This is a genomic window from Desulfonispora thiosulfatigenes DSM 11270, from assembly GCF_900176035.1.
Classification (GTDB): Bacteria; Bacillota; Peptococcia; order Peptococcales; family Desulfonisporaceae; genus Desulfonispora; species Desulfonispora thiosulfatigenes.
Genome location: NZ_FWWT01000016.1, coordinates 137,394 through 155,951 on the forward strand (window position 1 = coordinate 137,394; position 18,558 = coordinate 155,951).

18 protein-coding genes, 8 tRNA genes and 1 other annotated feature are annotated in these 18,558 nt (G+C 33.5%); of the genes, 24 read left to right on the top strand and 2 right to left on the bottom strand.

The features are described from left to right. The first annotated feature begins 7 nt into the window (after positions 1 to 7). The 3 genes from ldhH to B8965_RS06185 all read left to right on the top strand — a co-directional run bounded on the left by ldhH (position 8) and on the right by B8965_RS06185 (position 3,416). On the top strand, positions 8 to 2,188 hold the full coding sequence (gene ldhH / locus B8965_RS06175) for an L-lactate dehydrogenase (quinone) large subunit LdhH (RefSeq protein WP_084052984.1): 2,181 nt from the start codon (positions 8 to 10) through the stop codon (positions 2,186 to 2,188). Positions 2,189 to 2,320: 132 nt separating this feature from the next. Beyond that, a complete protein-coding gene (locus B8965_RS06180; protein WP_084052985.1) occupies positions 2,321 to 2,971 on the top strand; it encodes a redox-sensing transcriptional repressor Rex in 651 nt (216 codons plus the stop codon). Positions 2,972 to 3,116: 145 nt separating this feature from the next. Continuing rightward, the gene (locus B8965_RS06185; RefSeq protein ID WP_084052986.1) at positions 3,117 to 3,416 is read left to right on the top strand and encodes an ArsR/SmtB family transcription factor; all 300 of its coding nucleotides are present in this window, start codon (positions 3,117 to 3,119) and stop codon (positions 3,414 to 3,416) included. Between the two features lie 267 nt (positions 3,417 to 3,683). On the opposite strand, the gene B8965_RS06190 is transcribed toward B8965_RS06185, so the two are convergent. Beyond that, a complete protein-coding gene (locus tag B8965_RS06190; RefSeq protein WP_084052987.1) occupies positions 3,684 to 4,538 on the bottom strand; it encodes a YitT family protein in 855 nt (284 codons plus the stop codon). Between the two features lie 140 nt (positions 4,539 to 4,678). Further along, positions 4,679 to 4,934: a binding site (T-box leader), on the top strand. 66 nt (positions 4,935 to 5,000) lie between these two features. Between B8965_RS06190 and B8965_RS06195 the strand changes: the two genes are divergently transcribed. The 21 genes from B8965_RS06195 to clpX all read left to right on the top strand — a co-directional run bounded on the left by B8965_RS06195 (position 5,001) and on the right by clpX (position 18,267). Beyond that, positions 5,001 to 6,302 carry a phenylacetate--CoA ligase family protein gene (locus B8965_RS06195; RefSeq protein ID WP_084053069.1) on the top strand — a complete coding sequence of 434 codons (1,302 nt, stop codon included), beginning with the start codon at positions 5,001 to 5,003 and terminating at the stop codon, positions 6,300 to 6,302. 13 nt (positions 6,303 to 6,315) lie between these two features. Beyond that, complete coding sequence (locus B8965_RS06200) at positions 6,316 to 6,741, top strand: ACT domain-containing protein (protein ID WP_084052988.1); 426 nt, start codon at positions 6,316 to 6,318, stop codon at positions 6,739 to 6,741. A gap of 183 nt (positions 6,742 to 6,924) precedes the next feature. After that, positions 6,925 to 7,671 (top strand): prolipoprotein diacylglyceryl transferase, encoded by a 747-nt coding sequence (gene lgt, locus B8965_RS06205; RefSeq protein WP_084052989.1) that lies wholly within the window; start codon positions 6,925 to 6,927, stop codon positions 7,669 to 7,671. Positions 7,672 to 7,762: 91 nt separating this feature from the next. Next, entirely contained in the window at positions 7,763 to 8,398 is a 636-nt protein-coding gene (locus B8965_RS06210) for a GerMN domain-containing protein (protein ID WP_084052990.1), read from the top strand. A gap of 192 nt (positions 8,399 to 8,590) precedes the next feature. After that, positions 8,591 to 10,417 carry an N-acetylmuramoyl-L-alanine amidase gene (locus tag B8965_RS06215; protein ID WP_159446288.1) on the top strand — a complete coding sequence of 609 codons (1,827 nt, stop codon included), beginning with the start codon at positions 8,591 to 8,593 and terminating at the stop codon, positions 10,415 to 10,417. Positions 10,418 to 10,621: 204 nt separating this feature from the next. Next, positions 10,622 to 11,137: a DUF2179 domain-containing protein gene (locus tag B8965_RS06220; protein WP_084052992.1), complete on the top strand. Its 516-nt coding sequence runs from the start codon at positions 10,622 to 10,624 to the stop codon at positions 11,135 to 11,137. A 65-nt stretch (positions 11,138 to 11,202) separates the two neighbouring features. Continuing rightward, positions 11,203 to 12,015, top strand: a complete 813-nt coding sequence (murI, locus tag B8965_RS06225; protein WP_143334235.1) for a glutamate racemase — start codon at positions 11,203 to 11,205, stop codon at positions 12,013 to 12,015. Between the two features lie 85 nt (positions 12,016 to 12,100). Continuing rightward, complete coding sequence (rph, locus tag B8965_RS06230) at positions 12,101 to 12,823, top strand: ribonuclease PH (RefSeq protein ID WP_084052994.1); 723 nt, start codon at positions 12,101 to 12,103, stop codon at positions 12,821 to 12,823. After that, complete coding sequence (locus B8965_RS06235; protein ID WP_341451578.1) at positions 12,823 to 13,386, top strand: XTP/dITP diphosphatase; 564 nt, start codon at positions 12,823 to 12,825, stop codon at positions 13,384 to 13,386. Before rph ends, B8965_RS06235 begins: the two co-directional genes overlap by 1 nt. A 112-nt stretch (positions 13,387 to 13,498) precedes the next feature. Beyond that, positions 13,499 to 13,987 carry a YfcE family phosphodiesterase gene (locus B8965_RS06240; protein WP_084052995.1) on the top strand — a complete coding sequence of 163 codons (489 nt, stop codon included), beginning with the start codon at positions 13,499 to 13,501 and terminating at the stop codon, positions 13,985 to 13,987. 134 nt (positions 13,988 to 14,121) lie between these two features. After that, a tRNA-Pro gene (locus tag B8965_RS06245) sits at positions 14,122 to 14,198 on the top strand. A gap of 19 nt (positions 14,199 to 14,217) precedes the next feature. Continuing rightward, positions 14,218 to 14,291, top strand: a tRNA-Gly gene (locus tag B8965_RS06250). Positions 14,292 to 14,296: 5 nt separating this feature from the next. Continuing rightward, positions 14,297 to 14,370: transfer RNA gene (locus B8965_RS06255), tRNA-Arg, on the top strand. Between the two features lie 11 nt (positions 14,371 to 14,381). Continuing rightward, positions 14,382 to 14,457, top strand: a tRNA-His gene (locus B8965_RS06260). A gap of 72 nt (positions 14,458 to 14,529) precedes the next feature. Further along, positions 14,530 to 14,604 (top strand) — tRNA-Gln (locus B8965_RS06265). A 7-nt stretch (positions 14,605 to 14,611) separates the two neighbouring features. Continuing rightward, a tRNA-Lys gene (locus tag B8965_RS06270) sits at positions 14,612 to 14,687 on the top strand. A 32-nt stretch (positions 14,688 to 14,719) separates the two neighbouring features. After that, positions 14,720 to 14,804 (top strand) — tRNA-Leu (locus B8965_RS06275). 10 nt (positions 14,805 to 14,814) lie between these two features. After that, positions 14,815 to 14,889, top strand: a tRNA-Gly gene (locus B8965_RS06280). Between the two features lie 183 nt (positions 14,890 to 15,072). Then, complete coding sequence (gene tig, locus B8965_RS06285; RefSeq protein WP_084052996.1) at positions 15,073 to 16,371, top strand: trigger factor; 1,299 nt, start codon at positions 15,073 to 15,075, stop codon at positions 16,369 to 16,371. A 23-nt stretch (positions 16,372 to 16,394) separates the two neighbouring features. After that, a complete protein-coding gene (gene clpP / locus B8965_RS06290; protein WP_084052997.1) occupies positions 16,395 to 16,991 on the top strand; it encodes an ATP-dependent Clp endopeptidase proteolytic subunit ClpP in 597 nt (198 codons plus the stop codon). Positions 16,992 to 17,013: 22 nt separating this feature from the next. Then, positions 17,014 to 18,267, top strand: coding sequence for an ATP-dependent protease ATP-binding subunit ClpX (gene clpX / locus B8965_RS06295; protein ID WP_084052998.1), 1,254 nt, complete (start codon positions 17,014 to 17,016; stop codon positions 18,265 to 18,267). 80 nt (positions 18,268 to 18,347) lie between these two features. Here the strand turns inward: clpX and B8965_RS06300 are convergent, their stop codons facing one another. Further along, positions 18,348 to 18,524, bottom strand: coding sequence for a small, acid-soluble spore protein, alpha/beta type (locus tag B8965_RS06300; protein ID WP_084052999.1), 177 nt, complete (start codon positions 18,522 to 18,524; stop codon positions 18,348 to 18,350). Positions 18,525 to 18,558: the final 34 nt, after the last annotated feature.

Consider the following 18,558-nt stretch of genomic DNA (forward strand, 5'->3'; position numbering starts at 1 on the left):
ATTAGAAATGGCAAAAAATAAACCTTTTAAAGATAAAATAAATAAAGCTTTAAATAACCCAGACTTACGTAGGGCGCTTTATAATTTTGGGAATGACTATCCAAAATCACGAGAAAAGGCTTATGGTGATATTGATTTTGAAGAGTTAAGAAAAGAAGTTGCTACTATAAAAGCAAATGCGGCCAATGATTTTGAAAATTTAGCTAATCAATTTGAGACTAAAATAAAAGAACGTGGAGCTAATGTTCATAGGGCTAAAAATGGACAAGATGTTGTAGAAATTTTAAAAGGGATTGCTGACCAAAGAAATGCAAAGATATGTGTAAAATCCAAATCAATGGCAACTGAAGAAATAGAATTAAACCATCATATGGCACAGTATATGGAAATGGTAGAGACGGATTTAGGCGAATGGATTTTACAACAAGTAGGTGAAAAACCATCGCATATGGTAATGCCAGCTATCCATTTGACTAAGGAAAGATGTGCTGAAATTTTTTCAGATGCTTTAGGACAAAAGGTAGAACCTGACATCAAAAATATGGTTAGATTAGCCAGAGAAGAATTAAGGGGTAAATTTCTCCAAGCTGATATAGGTGTATCTGGATGTAATATTGCTGTTGCTGAAACAGGTACCATGTGTTTATTTACTAATGAAGGTAATGCTCGTTTAACTGCTACTTTACCTCCAGTTCATGTAGTTATTTTTGGATATGAAAAATTAATTCATAATTTCAAGGATGTAGCACCTATTGCAAAAGCCCTGCCAAAAAGTGCTACCGGACAAACTTTAACAGCTTATTTAACTATGATTTCAGGCCCAACTCAAACTTTAAAGGATAAGGTAGGACCAGAGGTCGTTCCAAAAGAGCTACATGTTATTTTCTTAGATAACGGAAGAAAAGAATTTCTAACTGATCCTGATTTTAAGGAAATGGGTCAATGTATACGCTGTGGATCTTGTATTAATGTTTGTCCTGTTTATCAATTATTAAGTGGTCATGTTTATGGCCATATTTATCCAGGTGGAATAGGTTCTTTATTAACCGCGTTTATGGATGGTAATACAGTTGCTTCTCAGCCACAAGAATTATGCATAGGTTGTGGTAAGTGTAAAGAAGTTTGCCCAGGACAAATTCCTATTCCTAATTTAATGCTAGAAATGCGTGATCGAATTAGAAAAGACGTTAAGTTACCTTTACTTCCTAATACGATTGTAGGTGGAGTATTACCTAGGAAAAATATTCTCGATTTTGGATTGCGAGGGGCTTCTTGGGGAAGTGCAATCTTTGCAAAAGATGGTATTGAGGGAAGTAAATATATTAGGAAGTTACCTTTCCAATTTGGTGCTTTAACTGATTGGCGTAGTTTACCTACAATTAAAGCTAAACCTTTTAGAGATAGAATTAAAAAGATTAATCAAGATGTGCCAAATAAAAAAGGTAAAATTGCCTTTTTCGGAGGCTGTGTTATAGATTATGCTTATCCAGAAATAGGGGAATCTGTTGTTAGTGTGTTGAATAAAGAAGGTTATGAAGTTGTGTACCCAGAGCAAACTTGTTGTGGGATACCTGCTTACTTTATGGGTAGAAAAGATGTTACAGCTCTTAATATAAAAAGTAATATCGATAATTTTGCTAAAGAAGAGTTTGATTATATTGTTAGTGCTTGTCCTACTTGTACTTTAGCGCTTAAAAAAGAATGGAGTCATTTATTTAAAGACTCGCCAGAATATAAGGCGAAAGCTGATTTCGTATCAGAAAAAACATATGACCTTGTAAAACTCGTTTATGACTTACATGAAGGTAAAGGGGAAAATGTTCAAAGAGAGGGAAATGGCAAAAAGGATGTAACAGTAACTTATCATGATTCTTGTCATTTAAATAGAGAGCTAGGAGTAAAAGAAGAACCACGTAAAGTCCTAAAATCTATTAATAATATTAAATTTGTAGAAATGAATGAAGCTGATCGTTGCTGTGGTTTTGGGGGATCGTTCAATATGAAATTCCCTATGGTAGCCACAGAAATATTAAAGCGTAAATTAGATAATGCCGAGGAGAGTAAGGCAGAATTTATTGTTACTGACTGTCCAGGATGTATGATGCAGTTAAGAGGCGGACTAGATAATAGACATAATGCTAATGTTAGGGTACGTCATACTGCTGAAATCTTAGATAAAAAATATTGATTTAAAAAAGTCTATCCAATCGGATAGATTTTTTTTATGGTTATTTTTCTATACTTATAGAATAAAAAAAGTATATACTTATAGTTACATATCAGAATTTTAAGAAACTTTGGACAGAAAGGTGATGTTTTAATGAAAAGCTATTTTAAAGCTCCTAAGGTATCGGGGGCAGTGATAAAGAGATTACCTATGTATTATCGCTTTTTATTTTCTTTATACAATAATCATGTAGAAAGAATATCATCTCGGGAATTAAGTCATATGATGGGTATTACATCTTCTCAATTAAGGCAAGACTTAAGTCATTTTGGTGAATTTGGTCAACAGGGATATGGTTATCGCGTAGACGAATTATTAAAAATAATCTCTGATATCTTAGGGATTACTAATCATTACACAGGTGTCATAATAGGAGCAGGTAATATAGGGAGAGCAATCTTAACTTATCCAGGATTTATCCAAAGAGGATTTATGGTAATGGGTATTTTTGATAACGATCCTAAAAAGATTGGTCAAACAGCTAGAGATTTATATATAAAACCTATGGATGAATTACCACAGTTTTTACAAGAAGAACATATTGATATTGGGATTATCGTAACCCCAGCAAAATCTGCACAAATAGCAGCAGATGTTTTGGTGGAAAATGGGGTGAAGGGTATTTGGAACTTTGCTCCAACTGATTTAAAAATAGCGGATAATGTAATAGTAGAAAACATGTATTTAGGAGATAGTTTATTGGAATTATTCTATAAAATAAAGGAAAGGTCTGAGTCTGAATAAAGAGACTAGGCCTTTTTGGTTAGTTTTTAAAATTCATACTATAGCTTATATTTGGATAATAAAAAAAACTTTATTGCTTTATACCTGACTCTGTTATACAATAAGTGAAATAATAAAGTGTGTTAGATATCAGAGGGGTGATAAAATGCAAGGAGCAAATTGTTGTATGGAAGATGTCCTAATTCTTGGTGAATTAGAAAAAATAAAAACAGTATCGGATCCATTAAGAGTAAAAGTATTAAAAATACTTATCCAAAAAGAAGCTACTGTAAAGCAAATTGCTGATTCCCTAAATCAGTCTTCTGCTAAAATGCATTATCATGTTAAGGAGCTAGAAAAACAAAATTTAATAAAATTAGTGAAGACTATTGAAAAGGGTGGCATTTTAGAGAAATATTATCGTGCTGTTGCAAAGAATTTCCGCATTGCCTTTGATATAAGTTAATTTGATTATTTTACGATAAATAGTCTAAAAATTCATAATATAATTGACAAGTCGGACAATTTGTTTGAATTTTACAGCTCAGAAGTTTTATGTCGAAATTTTAGTTAGTTTATGGCAAGGTTTATTTTAAGACAAAACAAATAAAGGGAACATTATAAGTAAATTAAGAATGAATAATTTCTTTAGTAAACTGAACAAAGGACACGAAGAGATTAGTGTCCTTTGTCAGAAATGCTATACTCAGTTCCTTATATTTTTTATATTTTATCATATTGTTTTTTGGGTATCCTTAAATCCTTCACCCAAAGCTTCATAAACTTCACTCACAATGACAAATGCTCCTGGGTCTATTTCTTTAACTAATTTTTTTAAACGAAAGATTTGCCATTTACCCACGACACAAAGTAGTAAATCATTTTTAGTTCCGGTAAAGCCACCTTGTCCTTCGATATAGGTAATTCCTCTATGTAACTCTGTTTTAATTTTTTCGCCAATTGATTCATTTTTAGAAGAAAATATCAAAACTTGATTTGCCGAATCAATTCCTTCAAGAATATAATCAGTTATTTTACTAAAGACAAAGATAATTACTAGAGAATACAATGTTACAGTTAAACCAAAGAAAAATCCAACGGCACTTAAAACTATAAAATCAAAAATTAAATAAAAACGACCCATTTTTAGACCAAAAAACTTATTAAAGACCCGTCCAATGATATCCGAACCACCTGTAGTTCCTCCGTAACGGAGCACAAGTCCTATACCTGTTCCAGTTAGCACCCCACCAAATAAAGCTGCTAGTAATAAATCATCTACAATCAAGTGACAACCTGAAGTTAATTCTAGATTTAAAGAAGTAAAGACAACTCCTAAAACTGTTTTAGAAATAAACTCCCAACCCCATAACTTCCAAGCTAAGAGCAGTAAAGGTACATTTGCCCAAAAAATAAAACTACTTAAAGACCAGCCAAGCTTGTAATGACAAATCAGAGCAATCCCTGTAAAACCACCCTCGGCAAGATTGTTAGCTATAATAAAATAGTTAACCCCAAAGGCAAAAATCAAAGTTCCAATATAGATTATTAAAATATCACGAATTTGCTGTTTCCAGATTTCACTCACCTCACTTAAATTTAGTATTTCCTATACTTCTCATATTATCACAAATAATTGTTAAATTTAGGGTTAAAATACTTTTAATTATTAAGAAAAATTAATATCTTGACTATTCTGATTTTTATACATATACTTAAATGAAATATTAAAAGACTGTGAAAGAGAAAAGTAATTTTAATAAAAGCTTACAGAGAGCTAGGGAGGCTGGGATCCTAGTAGCTAAGTATTAAAATGAAGTTCCCTCTGGAGTCGTCCACTGAATTTATAGTAAGTGAGACCGGAATCTCTCGCCGTTATTAGGGAGAAGATATAAAAATTAGTCATTCTAATTATGTATCTTTTAAAGTGGGTTATTTATTAACCAACAAAGGTGGTACCGCGGATATATCTCCCGTCCTTTATTAGAGGATGGGGGATTTTTTTAGTTTTAAGTAGAAAATATTTTAATATTAATATAATGAGGTGATAATTTTGTATTGGAATCCAAAGATAGAAACTATGTCTAGAGACGAAATAAAAGAAATCCAATCTGAACGTCTAGTAAATTTAGTAGAAAGAGTGTATTTTAATGTACCACATTATCGCCATGCTTTCCAGGATAAGGGTATAGAACCAGGGGATATTAAAAGTGTAGATGACTTAAAAAATCTTCCATTTACAATGAAATCAGATCTTAGAGATAGTTATCCATATGGAATGTTTGCGACACCCATTTCTGAAATTGTAAGACTTCATGCTTCTTCAGGTACAACGGGTAAACCAACCGTAGTAGGGTATACTAGAAAAGACTTAACTACCTGGTCAGAAATCATGGCAAGGGCACTTACTTGTGGAGGCGTTAAAAGAGACTCTGTGGTGCAAAATGCTTATGGATATGGGCTTTTTACTGGAGGATTAGGGGTACATTATGGAGTTGAAAGATTAGGCGCTTCTGTTATACCAATTTCAGGTGGAAATACAAGTAAACAAATTATGTTAATGCAAGACTTTGGCACAACAGTACTTACCTGTACTCCTTCTTATGCTATTTACTTAGCGGAAACAATGGAAAAAATGGGCATTGATCCAAAATCATTAAAACTTAAAAATGGTATTTTTGGTGCTGAACCATGGTCTGAAAATATGCGTACAGAAATTGAAAATAGATTAGGAATAACAGCTTTAGATATTTATGGTTTGTCTGAAGTAATGGGACCAGGGGTTGCTTGTGAGTGTAACGCAAAAGATGGTATGCATATTTATGAAGATCATTTTATTCCGGAAATTATTGATCCAGTGACTGAAAAAGTATTACCATATGGTACACAAGGAGAATTAGTTTTCACTACAATAACTAAAGAAGGAATTCCGATTATTCGCTATCGTACTAGAGATATATCTGTTTTAAATGCAGAGGTCTGTAATTGTGGTCGTACACATGTAAGAATGGGTAAAGTGATGGGTCGAACTGATGATATGTTAGTAATTAGAGGGGTAAATGTTTTCCCAACTCAAGTAGAGAGTATTTTATTAGAAATTGGAGAAACAGAGCCTCATTATCAATTAATTGTTAGTCGTAATGGAAATTTAGATGAATTACAAATTGCAGTAGAGGTTTCTGAAGCAATGTTTTCAGATCAAATTAGCGGTCTAGAAAGATTACAAAAGGTTATTGCAGGAAAAGTTAATTCTATTCTTGGAATATCTGCTAAAATAAAGTTAGTAGAACCAAATGCTATTCCTCGTAGTGAAGGAAAAGCTGTAAGAGTAATTGATAATAGAAAATTATAAGGGGGTAATATTTATGATTAAGCAAATTTCCGTATTTTTGCAAAATGAAAAGGGAAGATTAGAAAAACTTATTTACATTTTAAGTGAAAACGATCTTAATATCAGAGCTCTTTCTATTGCTGATACCGAAGAATTTGGGGTATTACGTTTAATAGTAAATGATCCTGATAAGGCAAAAAATGTGCTTAATGAAAAAGGTTTTAGAGTGTCTGAAACTGAAGTAATTGCTGTAGAAGTACCTGATGTGCCGGGTGGATTAGCAGGGGCTTTACACAAATTAACTGAAAAAGGCATTAATATTGATTATATGTATGCGTTTTTAACTAAAAAGTCAGATTTTGCTAATGTGATTTTTAGAGTAGAAGATACTCAAAAAGCTGAAGAAGTCTTAAATGCTGCAGGTGTAAAGGTGTTAGGTGGCGAGAGCGTTTACATGTGATGAAAAATTAAGGATATTACTGGATTGTAATTAAGGACGGCTGGGGTCGTCCTTTTTATATTTTTAAATTTACTTAAGAATTTAATTTTTTTGTTAATTTTTGTTTTTGCACAAAAAGAAATTTGACAAGGAAAAAAGGGTAGGGTAATCTTGAAAAAGAGATTATTATGAGGGAGTGAAAGTATGATTGACCCAGTTGCCCTGGAAATTGGGCCTTTACAAATTAGGTGGTATGGAATTTTGATGTCGACGGCTCTCCTACTAGGAACTATTTTAGCTTTACGGGAGATTAGACGTCAAAACATTGATGAAGATAAATTTCTCAATGTTTTATTAGTTGCGATACCATTTGGATTTATAGGTGCAAGGCTGTATTATGTAATATTTAAATGGGATTATTATTCTCAGTTTCCTAGTGAGATTCCAGCTGTTTGGCACGGGGGGCTTGCTATTCATGGCGGTATTATTGGTGCTTTTATTGCTGGTTATATCATGGTGCGGATTTCAAAATTAAATTTTTGGCAAATAGGAGATATTGTAGCCCCAAGTTTGATTTTAGGTCAAGCTATTGGAAGATGGGGTAATTTTATTAATCAAGAAGCTTATGGTTATGTGGTTGATAAAGCAAAGGTTCCTTGGGCTATGATGATTGATGGGGCTTATCGCCACCCGACCTTTTTATATGAATCTATCTGGAATTTAATTGGTTTTCTAGCTCTCTTATGGGCTCGTAAAAAGTCATGGATTAAACAAGGTGAGATATTATTAGGTTATTTTATTTTTTATTCATTAGGAAGATTTATGGTTGAAGGGTTTAGAACAGATAGTCTAATGTTAGGACCTCTCCGGATTGCACAGGTTATGAGTATTGCATTACTAATAGGTGCGATTTCTTTAATTGTTATGAGGAGAAAAAAGCAGCCAAGATAAAAGAATAGGTTTAATTTTAAAAAATAGTAATAATTGTCCTCACCTTTGGATATTATTTAGTGAATATCCTAGTAGAAGGGGAGGAAAGAAATTGCAGAAAAAAATTTTAATACTAATAATGTTACTAGCAGTAACTATGTTTGGAGTTGCAGGTTGCGGTCTTTTAGAAAAACTAACTGCAATAAAAGATGATTTTAACGATGCAAATGGGGTAAATTTAGAAGAAAAAGAAAAGGACACTGAAATGAGTGAATTGGTGGTAGAGACGCCAACTTTGGATGATTCGGTTAAAACTGAAGAAATCGGTGAAATTAAAAAGGTTCTTCTTTATTTTAGTACACCGGATGGGAAAAATTTAGTGCCTGTAGAAAAGGAAATTTCTAAGGTAGAAGGATTAGGCAGACAAACGGTAGAAAATTTATTGGAAGGTCCAAGTTTAGAAGAAGGATTAGTATCTGCACTACCTTTAGGAACTAATTTACTAGATATCAATATTAAAGATGACAAATTATGTATAGTTGATTTTAGCAGAGATTTAATTGCTGGTTTATCAGATGGAGATGGTAAAGAAACATTAGCGGTATATTCTATTGTTAATACTTTATGTCAATTTGACTCTGTTGATCGTGTAGAAATTAGGGTAGAAGGAAAGAAAATCAATACCCTAGCAGGACAGATAGATCTCACGGAAGCTGTAATGGCCAATCCGAGTATTGTAAGAAAATAATATAAAAAAATGGCAGCCTTTTAATTCAAAGGGCTGTTTTTTTACTTTTATGGTAGTAATTTCTTGAAGGATTATGAAATTATAGGTAGAAGTATGGTACTGCAGGGAAAAATGTATAATCTATGAAAGGAGATGAAATGTAAAAAATTGTCTAGTTTTAAAAAGAGTATTTTCATCAGTTTGCTAATGTGGATGTTAATATTATTACCTAATTATGCTTTTGCGCAAGATGCAGAAATAACCGGTAGTATTGTTAATGTTAGGGGAGGCCCTAGTACACAAAATACAGTAATCACTAAAGTTGTAAAGGGTCAAAATGTATCAATAATTTCTGAACAAAATGGCTGGTGTAATGTAAAATTATCTAATAATACCGTAGGTTGGATCTCACAGGATTTGCTCAAAAAGTTAGCGGTTAATAATACTAATATTCAGAAGCCACTACCGGTACCGGATGCAAAACCAGTACCTGTGCCAGTTCCAGCATCAAAACCTGTACCAACTCCAATACCTGTACCAAAACCAGTTCCTAATCCAGCACCAACACCTGCAAAGACTATTGTTAACGTTGCTCCATATGCTGTATCTGTAACAGGAAGCATTGTGAATATAAGACAATCTTCAGATACAAACTCAGCAATTTTAACATCAGTTAAGCTAGGTGAAAATTTAACTGTTTATGGAAAACAAGGGGAATGGTTAAATGTTAAATTATCAGATGGTAGATCAGGTTGGATTGCAGGATGGTTAACAAAAGAAGCACATTCTGTAGTAACGCCTACAGGAAACACACTTAGGTTGCCAATAGGTAATAGGAATTTAGTTTTAACGAATCTTGATAATGGACTTAAGATTAATTTATCAGGGGTTAACGAAAATGATTATACATTAAGCACAACAACTAATCAGACTGACTTAATAATTAAAGTCAATAATAATGGTGTAAAATCAGCAAAGAAATCTATAAATACTTGGGGCGTAAAAGATATTAGTATCGAACCTAGTTATATTTATCTTAGCTTTGATAAACCATTTACTTTTACAGACTCATATGTACGTAGTCAACTAGAAGCTAATATTACTTTTGCCAAGGTACAAGCTCAAGGAATTAATAAAATTAAGTTAAATGCAAGTAATGAAAAATCAATTGTGCAAATATCAGCTAAAGGTAATCTTGAATATACTACTAGTAATGTAGGTACAAGTAAGCTTTATGTTGATATACCAAAGGCAGAATTAAAATTATCTTCTGCAAATGAATTAGAACAAGCAGTAAATTATGGACCAATTCGCAAGGTTCTAGCTAAACAAATCTCTAGTGATATAGTTCGTTTAGAGGTGGATTTAGCAAGTGGTGCTATTTGCAATGTTATTGAAAATGATGGATATTTAATTTTAGCAGGTAGATTAGGAAATGGATCTTTAAAAGGAAAAACAATTGTTCTTGACCCAGGACATGGAACTATTGGCACAGGAGGATTTTCTGATCCAGGCGCTGTAGGTCGTGACCTTAAGTTAAGGGAAAAGGATGTTGTTTTAGGGATTTCTTTAAAACTCAGAGATTCATTAGTTAAAGAAGGCGCAAATGTAATTATGACACGCACTTCAGATGGTAAATATTTGAGCCTAGAAGGTAGAGCAGCTATAGCAAATAAGAGTAATGCAGATGTCTTTGTAAGTGTGCATGCTAATTCAAGTACAAATAGAGCAGCAAATGGTAGCTCAGTTTATATGTATGCTCCTTATAGCAAGCCAAATCTTTATAATCAAAGGAATATCCGTAAAGAATTAGCTACAGATATTCAAAATGAAATTGTTAAATCTGCTGGAAGAAAAAATTTAGGAGTTAAAGAAGCTAATTTCTCAGTATTAAGAAATACCCAAGTACCTTCAGTATTAGTAGAAACTGCGTTTTTAAGTAATCCTGAAGAAGAAAAATTATTTAATACTGATGGCTTCCTGCAAAAAATGGCAGATGGAATTTTTAATGGTTTAAAGACATTTTTTAAAAATAATTAATTGGCATCCTGCTTTGCAGGGTGTATTTGGTACGATAAAAGTGTAAATGCAAGACATCAAATTAATGGTGCCTTGTGTTTGCACTTATTTTTTTATAAAGTAAAAAGGAAATTGAGCTAAAATTATTTGTTTGACATACAATTAATTATTGAGCATAATTTACCAAAAGGTTTAGAAAATCTGTATAATATAGGGGTGAGTCTAATGGATGTTTTTTTAGGATTACTATTTATTTTTGTAGCAAGAGTTACAGATGTGAGCTTAGCTACTACTCGGATGTTAATGGTTGTTAAAGGGAAAAAAGCTTTAGCTGCCTCTATTGGTTTTTTTGAAGTGCTTGTTTATATTTTAGCTTTAAATAAGGTCATGCAGACTTTAGATAACCCCGTGAATCTGATAGTTTATTGTTTAGGTTTCTCTGTAGGTAATATAGTAGGGATATCCATTGAAGACAAATTAGCTATGGGTTATCTTACAGCTCAGGTTATCACTTTAGAAAATCCTTTAGAATTAAGCGATAAACTTAGAGAAGAAGGATTTGGTGTAACTGTGACTATTGGTCAAGGTCGAGAAGGTGAACGCTATATTTTAGAAATTATGCTTTTAAGAAAAAGAATGCCAAGGCTACAAAAGATAATTGATAATTGGGATAAGAAGGCTTTCATGGTTGTCTTAGATGCTAGAGCAACTAAAGGTGGCACTGCGGTTTATAAACGGTAACATAAATTTGCTACTAATAGTTTAAACTAAAGGATACATAAGTATACTCATAATTTATATTTTGGATGGAGATGAATAGAGTGGGAAGCCAAAAACCAATTGGAGTTTTTGATTCGGGAGTAGGGGGACTAAGTGTTGCTCGGGAAATTTTTCGCAAATTACCGAATGAACAAATAATATATTTTGGAGATACAGCTCATGTCCCTTACGGCCCGCGGAGCCAGTCGGAACTTATCCATTTTGGCAATCAAATAACTGATTTTTTAATTAATCAAGGCGTAAAGATGATTATTATCGCCTGTAATACCAGTTCTTCGCTTTCTTTTGAATCTTTAAAGGAAAAATATAATTTACCCTTTGTGGATGTGATTAATCCTAGCATAGATGTAGCCATCAAAAATTCGACAAAACAAAAAATTGGGGTTATAGCTACAGAGGCAACTATTAAGACAGGTGCACATAAGAAACTATTATTAGCTGAAAATCCTAATGTAGAAGTATTTACAAGCGCTTGTCCAAAATTTGTACCTTTAGTAGAACAAGGGACCGTTGAGGGCAAAGAGGTAGAAAAAATTATATATGAATATTTAGCGCCTTTAATGGAAAAAGAAATAGACACCTTGATTTTAGGATGCACTCACTATCCTTTTTTAGAAAAAAGCATCAAAAAGGTGCTAGGAAAAGATATAAAAATAATTGATCCTGCTCAAGAAACAGTAGTGATGGCTAAAACAAGTTTACAAAGGTTAAACTTATTAAATTTGCACCCGAATAAAGATAATGAGTACTGGGTGAGTGGAGATCCAGATAGTTTTTATAAAAATGCACAAAATTTTATTCAAGATAATATTAAAAAGGTAAATCAGGTGACGTTATAAGCTGAGTTTAAAAAATCTATGTATTTTATATGACAATATAACAAAAAGTATAGAGGATGAGAAGATTATCTGGAGGGCTAAACCTATGCGTGATGATGGCAGAAATGAAAATGAGTTACGAAAAGTAAGAGTTGAGCAAGATTACATAAAGTATCCTGAAGGATCAATATTATTTGAAATGGGAGATACCAAGGTAATTTGTAATGCAACAGTTGAAGAAAAGATTCCAGGATGGCTAAAAGGTCAAGAAAAAGGATGGATTACTGCAGAATATTCAATGCTTCCTAGAGCAACGGATGTTAGGACAAGAAGAGAGGCCACTCAAGGGAAAATAGGAGGCAGGACTCAAGAAATACAAAGACTTATTGGTAGGTCATTAAGACCCGTAGTGGATTTAAAGGCATTAGGAGAGCGCACAATTTGGATTGATTGTGATGTTATTCAAGCTGATGGTGGTACGAGGACAGCAGCTATTACAGGTGGTTTTATTGCCTTAGTAAAGGCTCTACAAAGCCTTGTTGAAAAAGGGATTTTAAAAAATTTCCCAATTTTAGATTATGTAGCGGCAGTAAGTATTGGTAAGGTTGGGGAAAATATTCTATTAGATTTAGCCTACTCTGAAGATTGTGAAGCAGATGTTGATTTAAACTTAGTAATGACAGGTTCAGGAAAATTCATCGAAATTCAAGGAACAGCTGAAGGTTACCCATTTAATCGCGAAGAACTAGATGAAATTCTTATGCTAGGTGAAGAAGGAATAAATAAATTAATTGAAATTCAAAAAAGCATTTTAGGGAGCATTGTGTAATGAAGGAAAAGGTCTTAGTTTTAGCTAGTAATAATAAAGGAAAAATTAGCGAATTTGAAAGATTGTTAGAAAGCTTAAAGATAAAAGTATTGCCTATGTCACATTTCCCAGAAATTAATGAGGTCGAGGAAACTGGAACAACTTTTAAGGAAAATGCTTTACTAAAAGCAAGAGAAGTAGCTAGATTAAGTGGACAGGTAAGCTTAGCAGATGACTCTGGTTTAGAGGTGGATTATTTAAAAGGTGAGCCAGGTGTTTACTCAGCACGTTTTGCAGGTGAACCTAAAAGTGATGAAAGAAATAATGAAAAACTTTTAGAAATGTTAAAAGGTGTACCTTCTGAAAAGAGAACGGCTAGATTTAAATGCTGCATTGCGATAGTTTTACCAGATGGTAAAGAATATACAGTAGAAGATAGTTGTGAAGGTTATATTTTAGAACAATTAGTTGGTGAAGGTGGCTTTGGTTATGATCCTTTATTTTTTGTGGATTCGTTAGATAAAACCTTTGCTGAGTTAAATATGCAAGAAAAAATAAAATTAGTCATAGAGGTAAGGCAGTAGAAAAATCTCTTGAATATTTAAGGGACATTTTTACTGAGTAAAAAAGGTCTCGGATGCTGATAAAAGGTATTCGAGTTCTTTTGGTTAACTTTATATAATAGGAGAGAATGTTATGCGTATAGGGGTTATTAGTGATACACATCGAGCATTAGATTTAGCTCGTAAGGTTATTAAGGATATGGGCAATATTGATTTGCTGATTCATGCTGGCGATCACTATCAAGACGCGATGAAATTAGGAGAAGAATTCAATATTGAAGTTAAAAATGTAGTGGGTAATTGCGATTATTTAGATGAAGGAAATTCTGAAGAATTAATTAATATATGTGAAGGAAAAATTAAAATATTTTTAGTGCATGGGCATCAATATAAAGTAAAAATGGGTTTACAGAACTTATATTATAGAGGTTTAGAATTAGGAGCCGACATTATTATTTTCGGTCATACGCATATTCCACTGGTAGTAAAAGAAGGAGATATTAAAATTTTGAATCCTGGGAGCATAGGATTTCCAAGAGGAAATCAGGGCGTAACCTATGGTTTAATAGAGATAGGACAAGATCCTTTGGAGGAAATAAAAATAAAATTAAAAAATATTTAGCAAAACACTTGCATTATTAAATTAACGATGATATAATTCTTTTTGTCGCCAATAAACAGCAATAACTGCTGAAAGACGACAAGAAAAAAAGTGTTGACAAGCTAAATTAAAAGTTATACAATGAATATTGTCGTCGGGGCGTAGCGCAGTTTGGTAGCGCACCTGGTTTGGGACCAGGGGGCCGGGGGTTCGAATCCCTCCGCCCCGACCATTAACAACTTTTATGACATGCGGGTGTAGCTCAGTGGTAGAGCCCTGGCCTTCCAAGCCAGTCGCGAGGGTCCGATTCCCTTCACCCGCTCCAAATGTGTGCCTGTAGCTCAGCTGGATAGAGCATCGCACTTCTAATGCGAGGGTCAGGGGTTCGAATCCCTTCAGGCACGCTATTTCTGAGGTGGGTGTGGCGAAGTGGTTAACGCACCGGATTGTGGTTCCGGCATTCGTGGGTTCGAGACCCATCACCCACCCCATTTATTTTGAATAAAATAAATGGTTTATGGACACAATTTAAGAGTGATTTCAGATTAGTGGTTATTTAACAATGGGGTATCGCCAAGCGGTAAGGCACGAGACTTTGACTCTCGCATTCGTAGGTTCGAATCCTGCTACCCCAGCCATTATCTTGAGCCATTAGCTCAGTTGGCAGAGCACCTGACTTTTAATCAGGGTGTCCCGCGTTCGAGTCGCGGATGGCTCACCATTTACACATTTCAACATTTTTCAACTTAATATGCGGGAGTGGCGGAATTGGCAGACGCACCAGACTTAGGATCTGGCGGTTCGCACCGTGGGGGTTCAAGTCCCTTCTCCCGCACCATATTTAAAATGCGGAAGTGGCTCAGTGGTAGAGCATCGCCTTGCCAAGGCGAGGGTCGCGAGTTCGAATCTCGTCTTCCGCTCCAAAAAAAAAGATGCGTGCTTTTAAGTACGCATCTTTTTTTTGCTTTAAACATTACTTTTATTTGAATATTTTTGTTTTATGTTTTATTATTAGATATGTGTGTATTTAAGGAAATAAGGGTATAATTGTATAAAAGGTAATTCTATAAATTTACATATATTATTTAATTAAGGGGGAGCATAATATGAACGTGAGTAGTAAAAAAATAGAGAAAAATCAAGTTGAATTAAATATTGAAGTAGATGCAAAAGATTTTGAGGAAGGTTTAAAGTTTGCCTATGAAAAAGTAGCAAAGCAAATTAATATACCTGGATTCCGCAAAGGAAAAGTTCCACGTAAAATTATTGAGCAAAAATTTGGGGTAGAAGTTTTATTTGAAGATGCAGTAGATTTTGCTATGCCAAAGGCATATGGTAAGGCGATTGAAGATTTAGAAGAGGACATGAAACCCGTTGGTAAACCTGAAATTGATATAGTTCAATTAGAAAAAGATAAACCGTTTATCTTTACAGCTACATATGATATTAAACCAGAAGTTAAATTAGATGAATATAAAGGCTTTAAATTAGAAAAGATAGATACTAGTGTAAGTGAAGAAGAAATTGAAAAAGAATTAGAGCTTATTCGTCAACGTCACTCTCAATTAGAAACATTAGCTGAAGATGAGCCAATTGCAAAAGGAGATTTTACCTTTATTGACTTCGAAGGTAAAAAGGATGGAGTACCTTTTGAAGGTGGTACTGCAACGGATCATTCTTTAGAAATTGGATCTGGACAATTTATTCCAGGTTTTGAAGAACAATTAATAGGGCTGAAAACAGGAGATGAAAAAACTATCGAGGTTACTTTCCCGGCAGAATATCATCAAAAAGATTTAGCAGGACAGCCTGTAACATTTGATGTAAAAATAAAATCAGTAAAAAGAACTATACTAGCTGATTTAGACGATGAATTTGCAAAAGATGTAAGTGAGTTTGAAACTTTGCAGGAATTAAAAGAAGATTTAAAGAATAAATTAGAAGAACTAGCACAGAATAAAGCAAGAACTGGTTTAAGAGAACAAGTTGTAAACAAGCTAGTTGAAAACTTAAAAGCAGATATTCCAGATTCAATGATTGAGTCACAAGTTGACACTTTAATTCAAGATTTTGAATTTCGTTTACGCTCTCAAGGCTTAACACTTGATAAGTACTTAGAATTTACTAAGGATACTATGGATAGCGTTAGAACAAAATATCAAGAAGAAGCTGTAAAAGCTGTTAAGGAAAGATTAGCGCTTGAGTATATTATTAAAGCTGAAAACCTTGAGCTTGACGAACAAGTAGTTGAAACAGAATTAGAAAAAGTAGCTAAGGCATATAACGAAGAATTAGAAAAAATCAAAGAAGTTTTAGCTAAGCAAGGTCAATTAGAATCATTCAAACAAAGCTTATTACTTGAGAAAGCATCTGACCTAGTAATCGACAGCTGCATAATTGAATAGTTTTAATAAAGGAGGATTTTAGGATGAGTACGTTAGTTCCTATGGTTGTTGAACAGACTAACAGAGGAGAAAGGGCTTATGACATTTATTCGCGCCTGTTAAAAGATAGAATTATCTTTATAGGTAGTGCAATTGATGATCATGTAGCAAATCTAATGATTGCACAATTACTGTTTTTAGAAGCAGAAGATCCTGATAAAGATATCCATGTTTATATAAATAGCCCTGGAGGATCTATTACTGCTGGTATGGCTATTTTTGATACCATGCAATACATTAAACCTAGTGTTTCAACTATTTGCGTTGGAATGGCTGCAAGTATGGGGGCATTCTTATTAGCGGCAGGGGAAAAAGGTAAAAGATTTGCTCTTCCTAATAGTGAAATCATGATCCATCAACCACTTGGTGGTACTCAGGGTCAAGCTACAGACATCGAAATACATGCTAAACGAATTCTTGAAATGAAAGATAAGTTAAACGAGATCTTAGCTGAAAGAACTGGTCAAACAAAAGAGAAGATCGCATCTGATACTGAACGTGATAACTTTATGACTGCTGAAGTTGCTAAAGAATATGGAATTGTTGATGAGGTTTTAACACGAAATTCCCTGAAGTCCTAAAAGGCTAATGAGAGGTGATATGATGCATAAGTTTGGTGATGAAAAAGGGCAATTAAAATGTTCTTTTTGTGGTAAGGTTCAAGATCAAGTAAAAAAACTTGTTGCAGGTCCTGGCGTTTATATTTGTGATGAATGTATTGAACTGTGCAATGAGATCATTGAAGAAGAGTTAAGCGAAGAGACAAACTTTGATCTTGGTGATATCCCTAAACCAAAAGAAATTAAGTCAATTTTAGATCAGTATGTTATAGGTCAAGATAATGCTAAAAAAGCTCTTTCAGTAGCTGTATACAATCATTACAAAAGAGTTAATTTAGGCATGAAAATAGAAGAGGTAGAATTACAAAAGAGTAATATTTGTTTACTAGGTCCTACAGGAAGTGGTAAAACATTATTAGCTCAAACCTTGGCTAAAATTTTAAATGTACCTTTTGCTATTGCTGATGCTACATCACTAACTGAAGCTGGATATGTAGGTGAAGACGTTGAAAATATTCTGCTGAAATTAATTCAAGCAGCTGATTATGACGTTGAAAAAGCCGAAAGAGGTATTATCTATATCGATGAAATTGACAAAGTAGCAAGAAAATCTGAAAATCCATCTATTACACGCGATGTTTCTGGTGAAGGAGTACAACAAGCTTTACTGAAAATTTTAGAAGGTACTGTTGCAAGTGTACCTCCTCAAGGTGGACGTAAACATCCTCATCAAGAATTTATACAGTTAGATACGACAAATATCTTATTTATTTGTGGTGGAGCATTTGACGGAATAGATAAATTGATTCAAAAAAGAATCAATAAGAAGGTAATGGGTTTTAATGCTGATGTTAAATCTAAAACTGAAATTAAAATAGGTGAAGTATTAAAAAATATTTTACCAGAAGATTTATTAGGTTTTGGTTTGATTCCTGAGTTCGTAGGAAGAATACCAGTAGTTGTAACTTTAGATTCCTTAGATGAAGAAGCTCTAATTCAAATTCTTACTGAGCCTAAAAATGCCTTGGTAAAACAATATATCAAACTTTTTGAGATAGATAAGGTTGGGCTAGAATTTGATGAAGAAGCTTTACGGAGTATAGCAGCTAAGGCACTTAGTAGGAAAACAGGTGCAAGGGGTCTAAGGGCAATTGTAGAAGATATTATCATGGATGTAATGTATGAAATTCCATCTAGGGATGATGTTAGCAAAGTAATTGTTACTAAAGAAGTAATTGAGGATAAAGCAGAGCCAAAATTAATTAAAGCTGAATCCAAGGATATTGAAAGCGCCTAAAAACCTTGAAGCAAAATAAAAGATACCCTATAGAATAGATGAAAAGCAAAAATCTATCTATAGGGTATTTTCATGTTAAGTTAGTTATTTTGTTGATTTAGAGAGCGGTTTGCAATATCAATTGCTTTTTGAACCATAAGTCCACAATTTCTGGAGGATACATCTCCCCATCCATCATTTTTTACAGTATCATAAACCCCGAGTTCTTTAGCTATTTCATATTTTAATTGATCAGACATAACGCCTTTATTAGCCATAAGAAAACCCCCAATTTATTTTTATCAACTAATT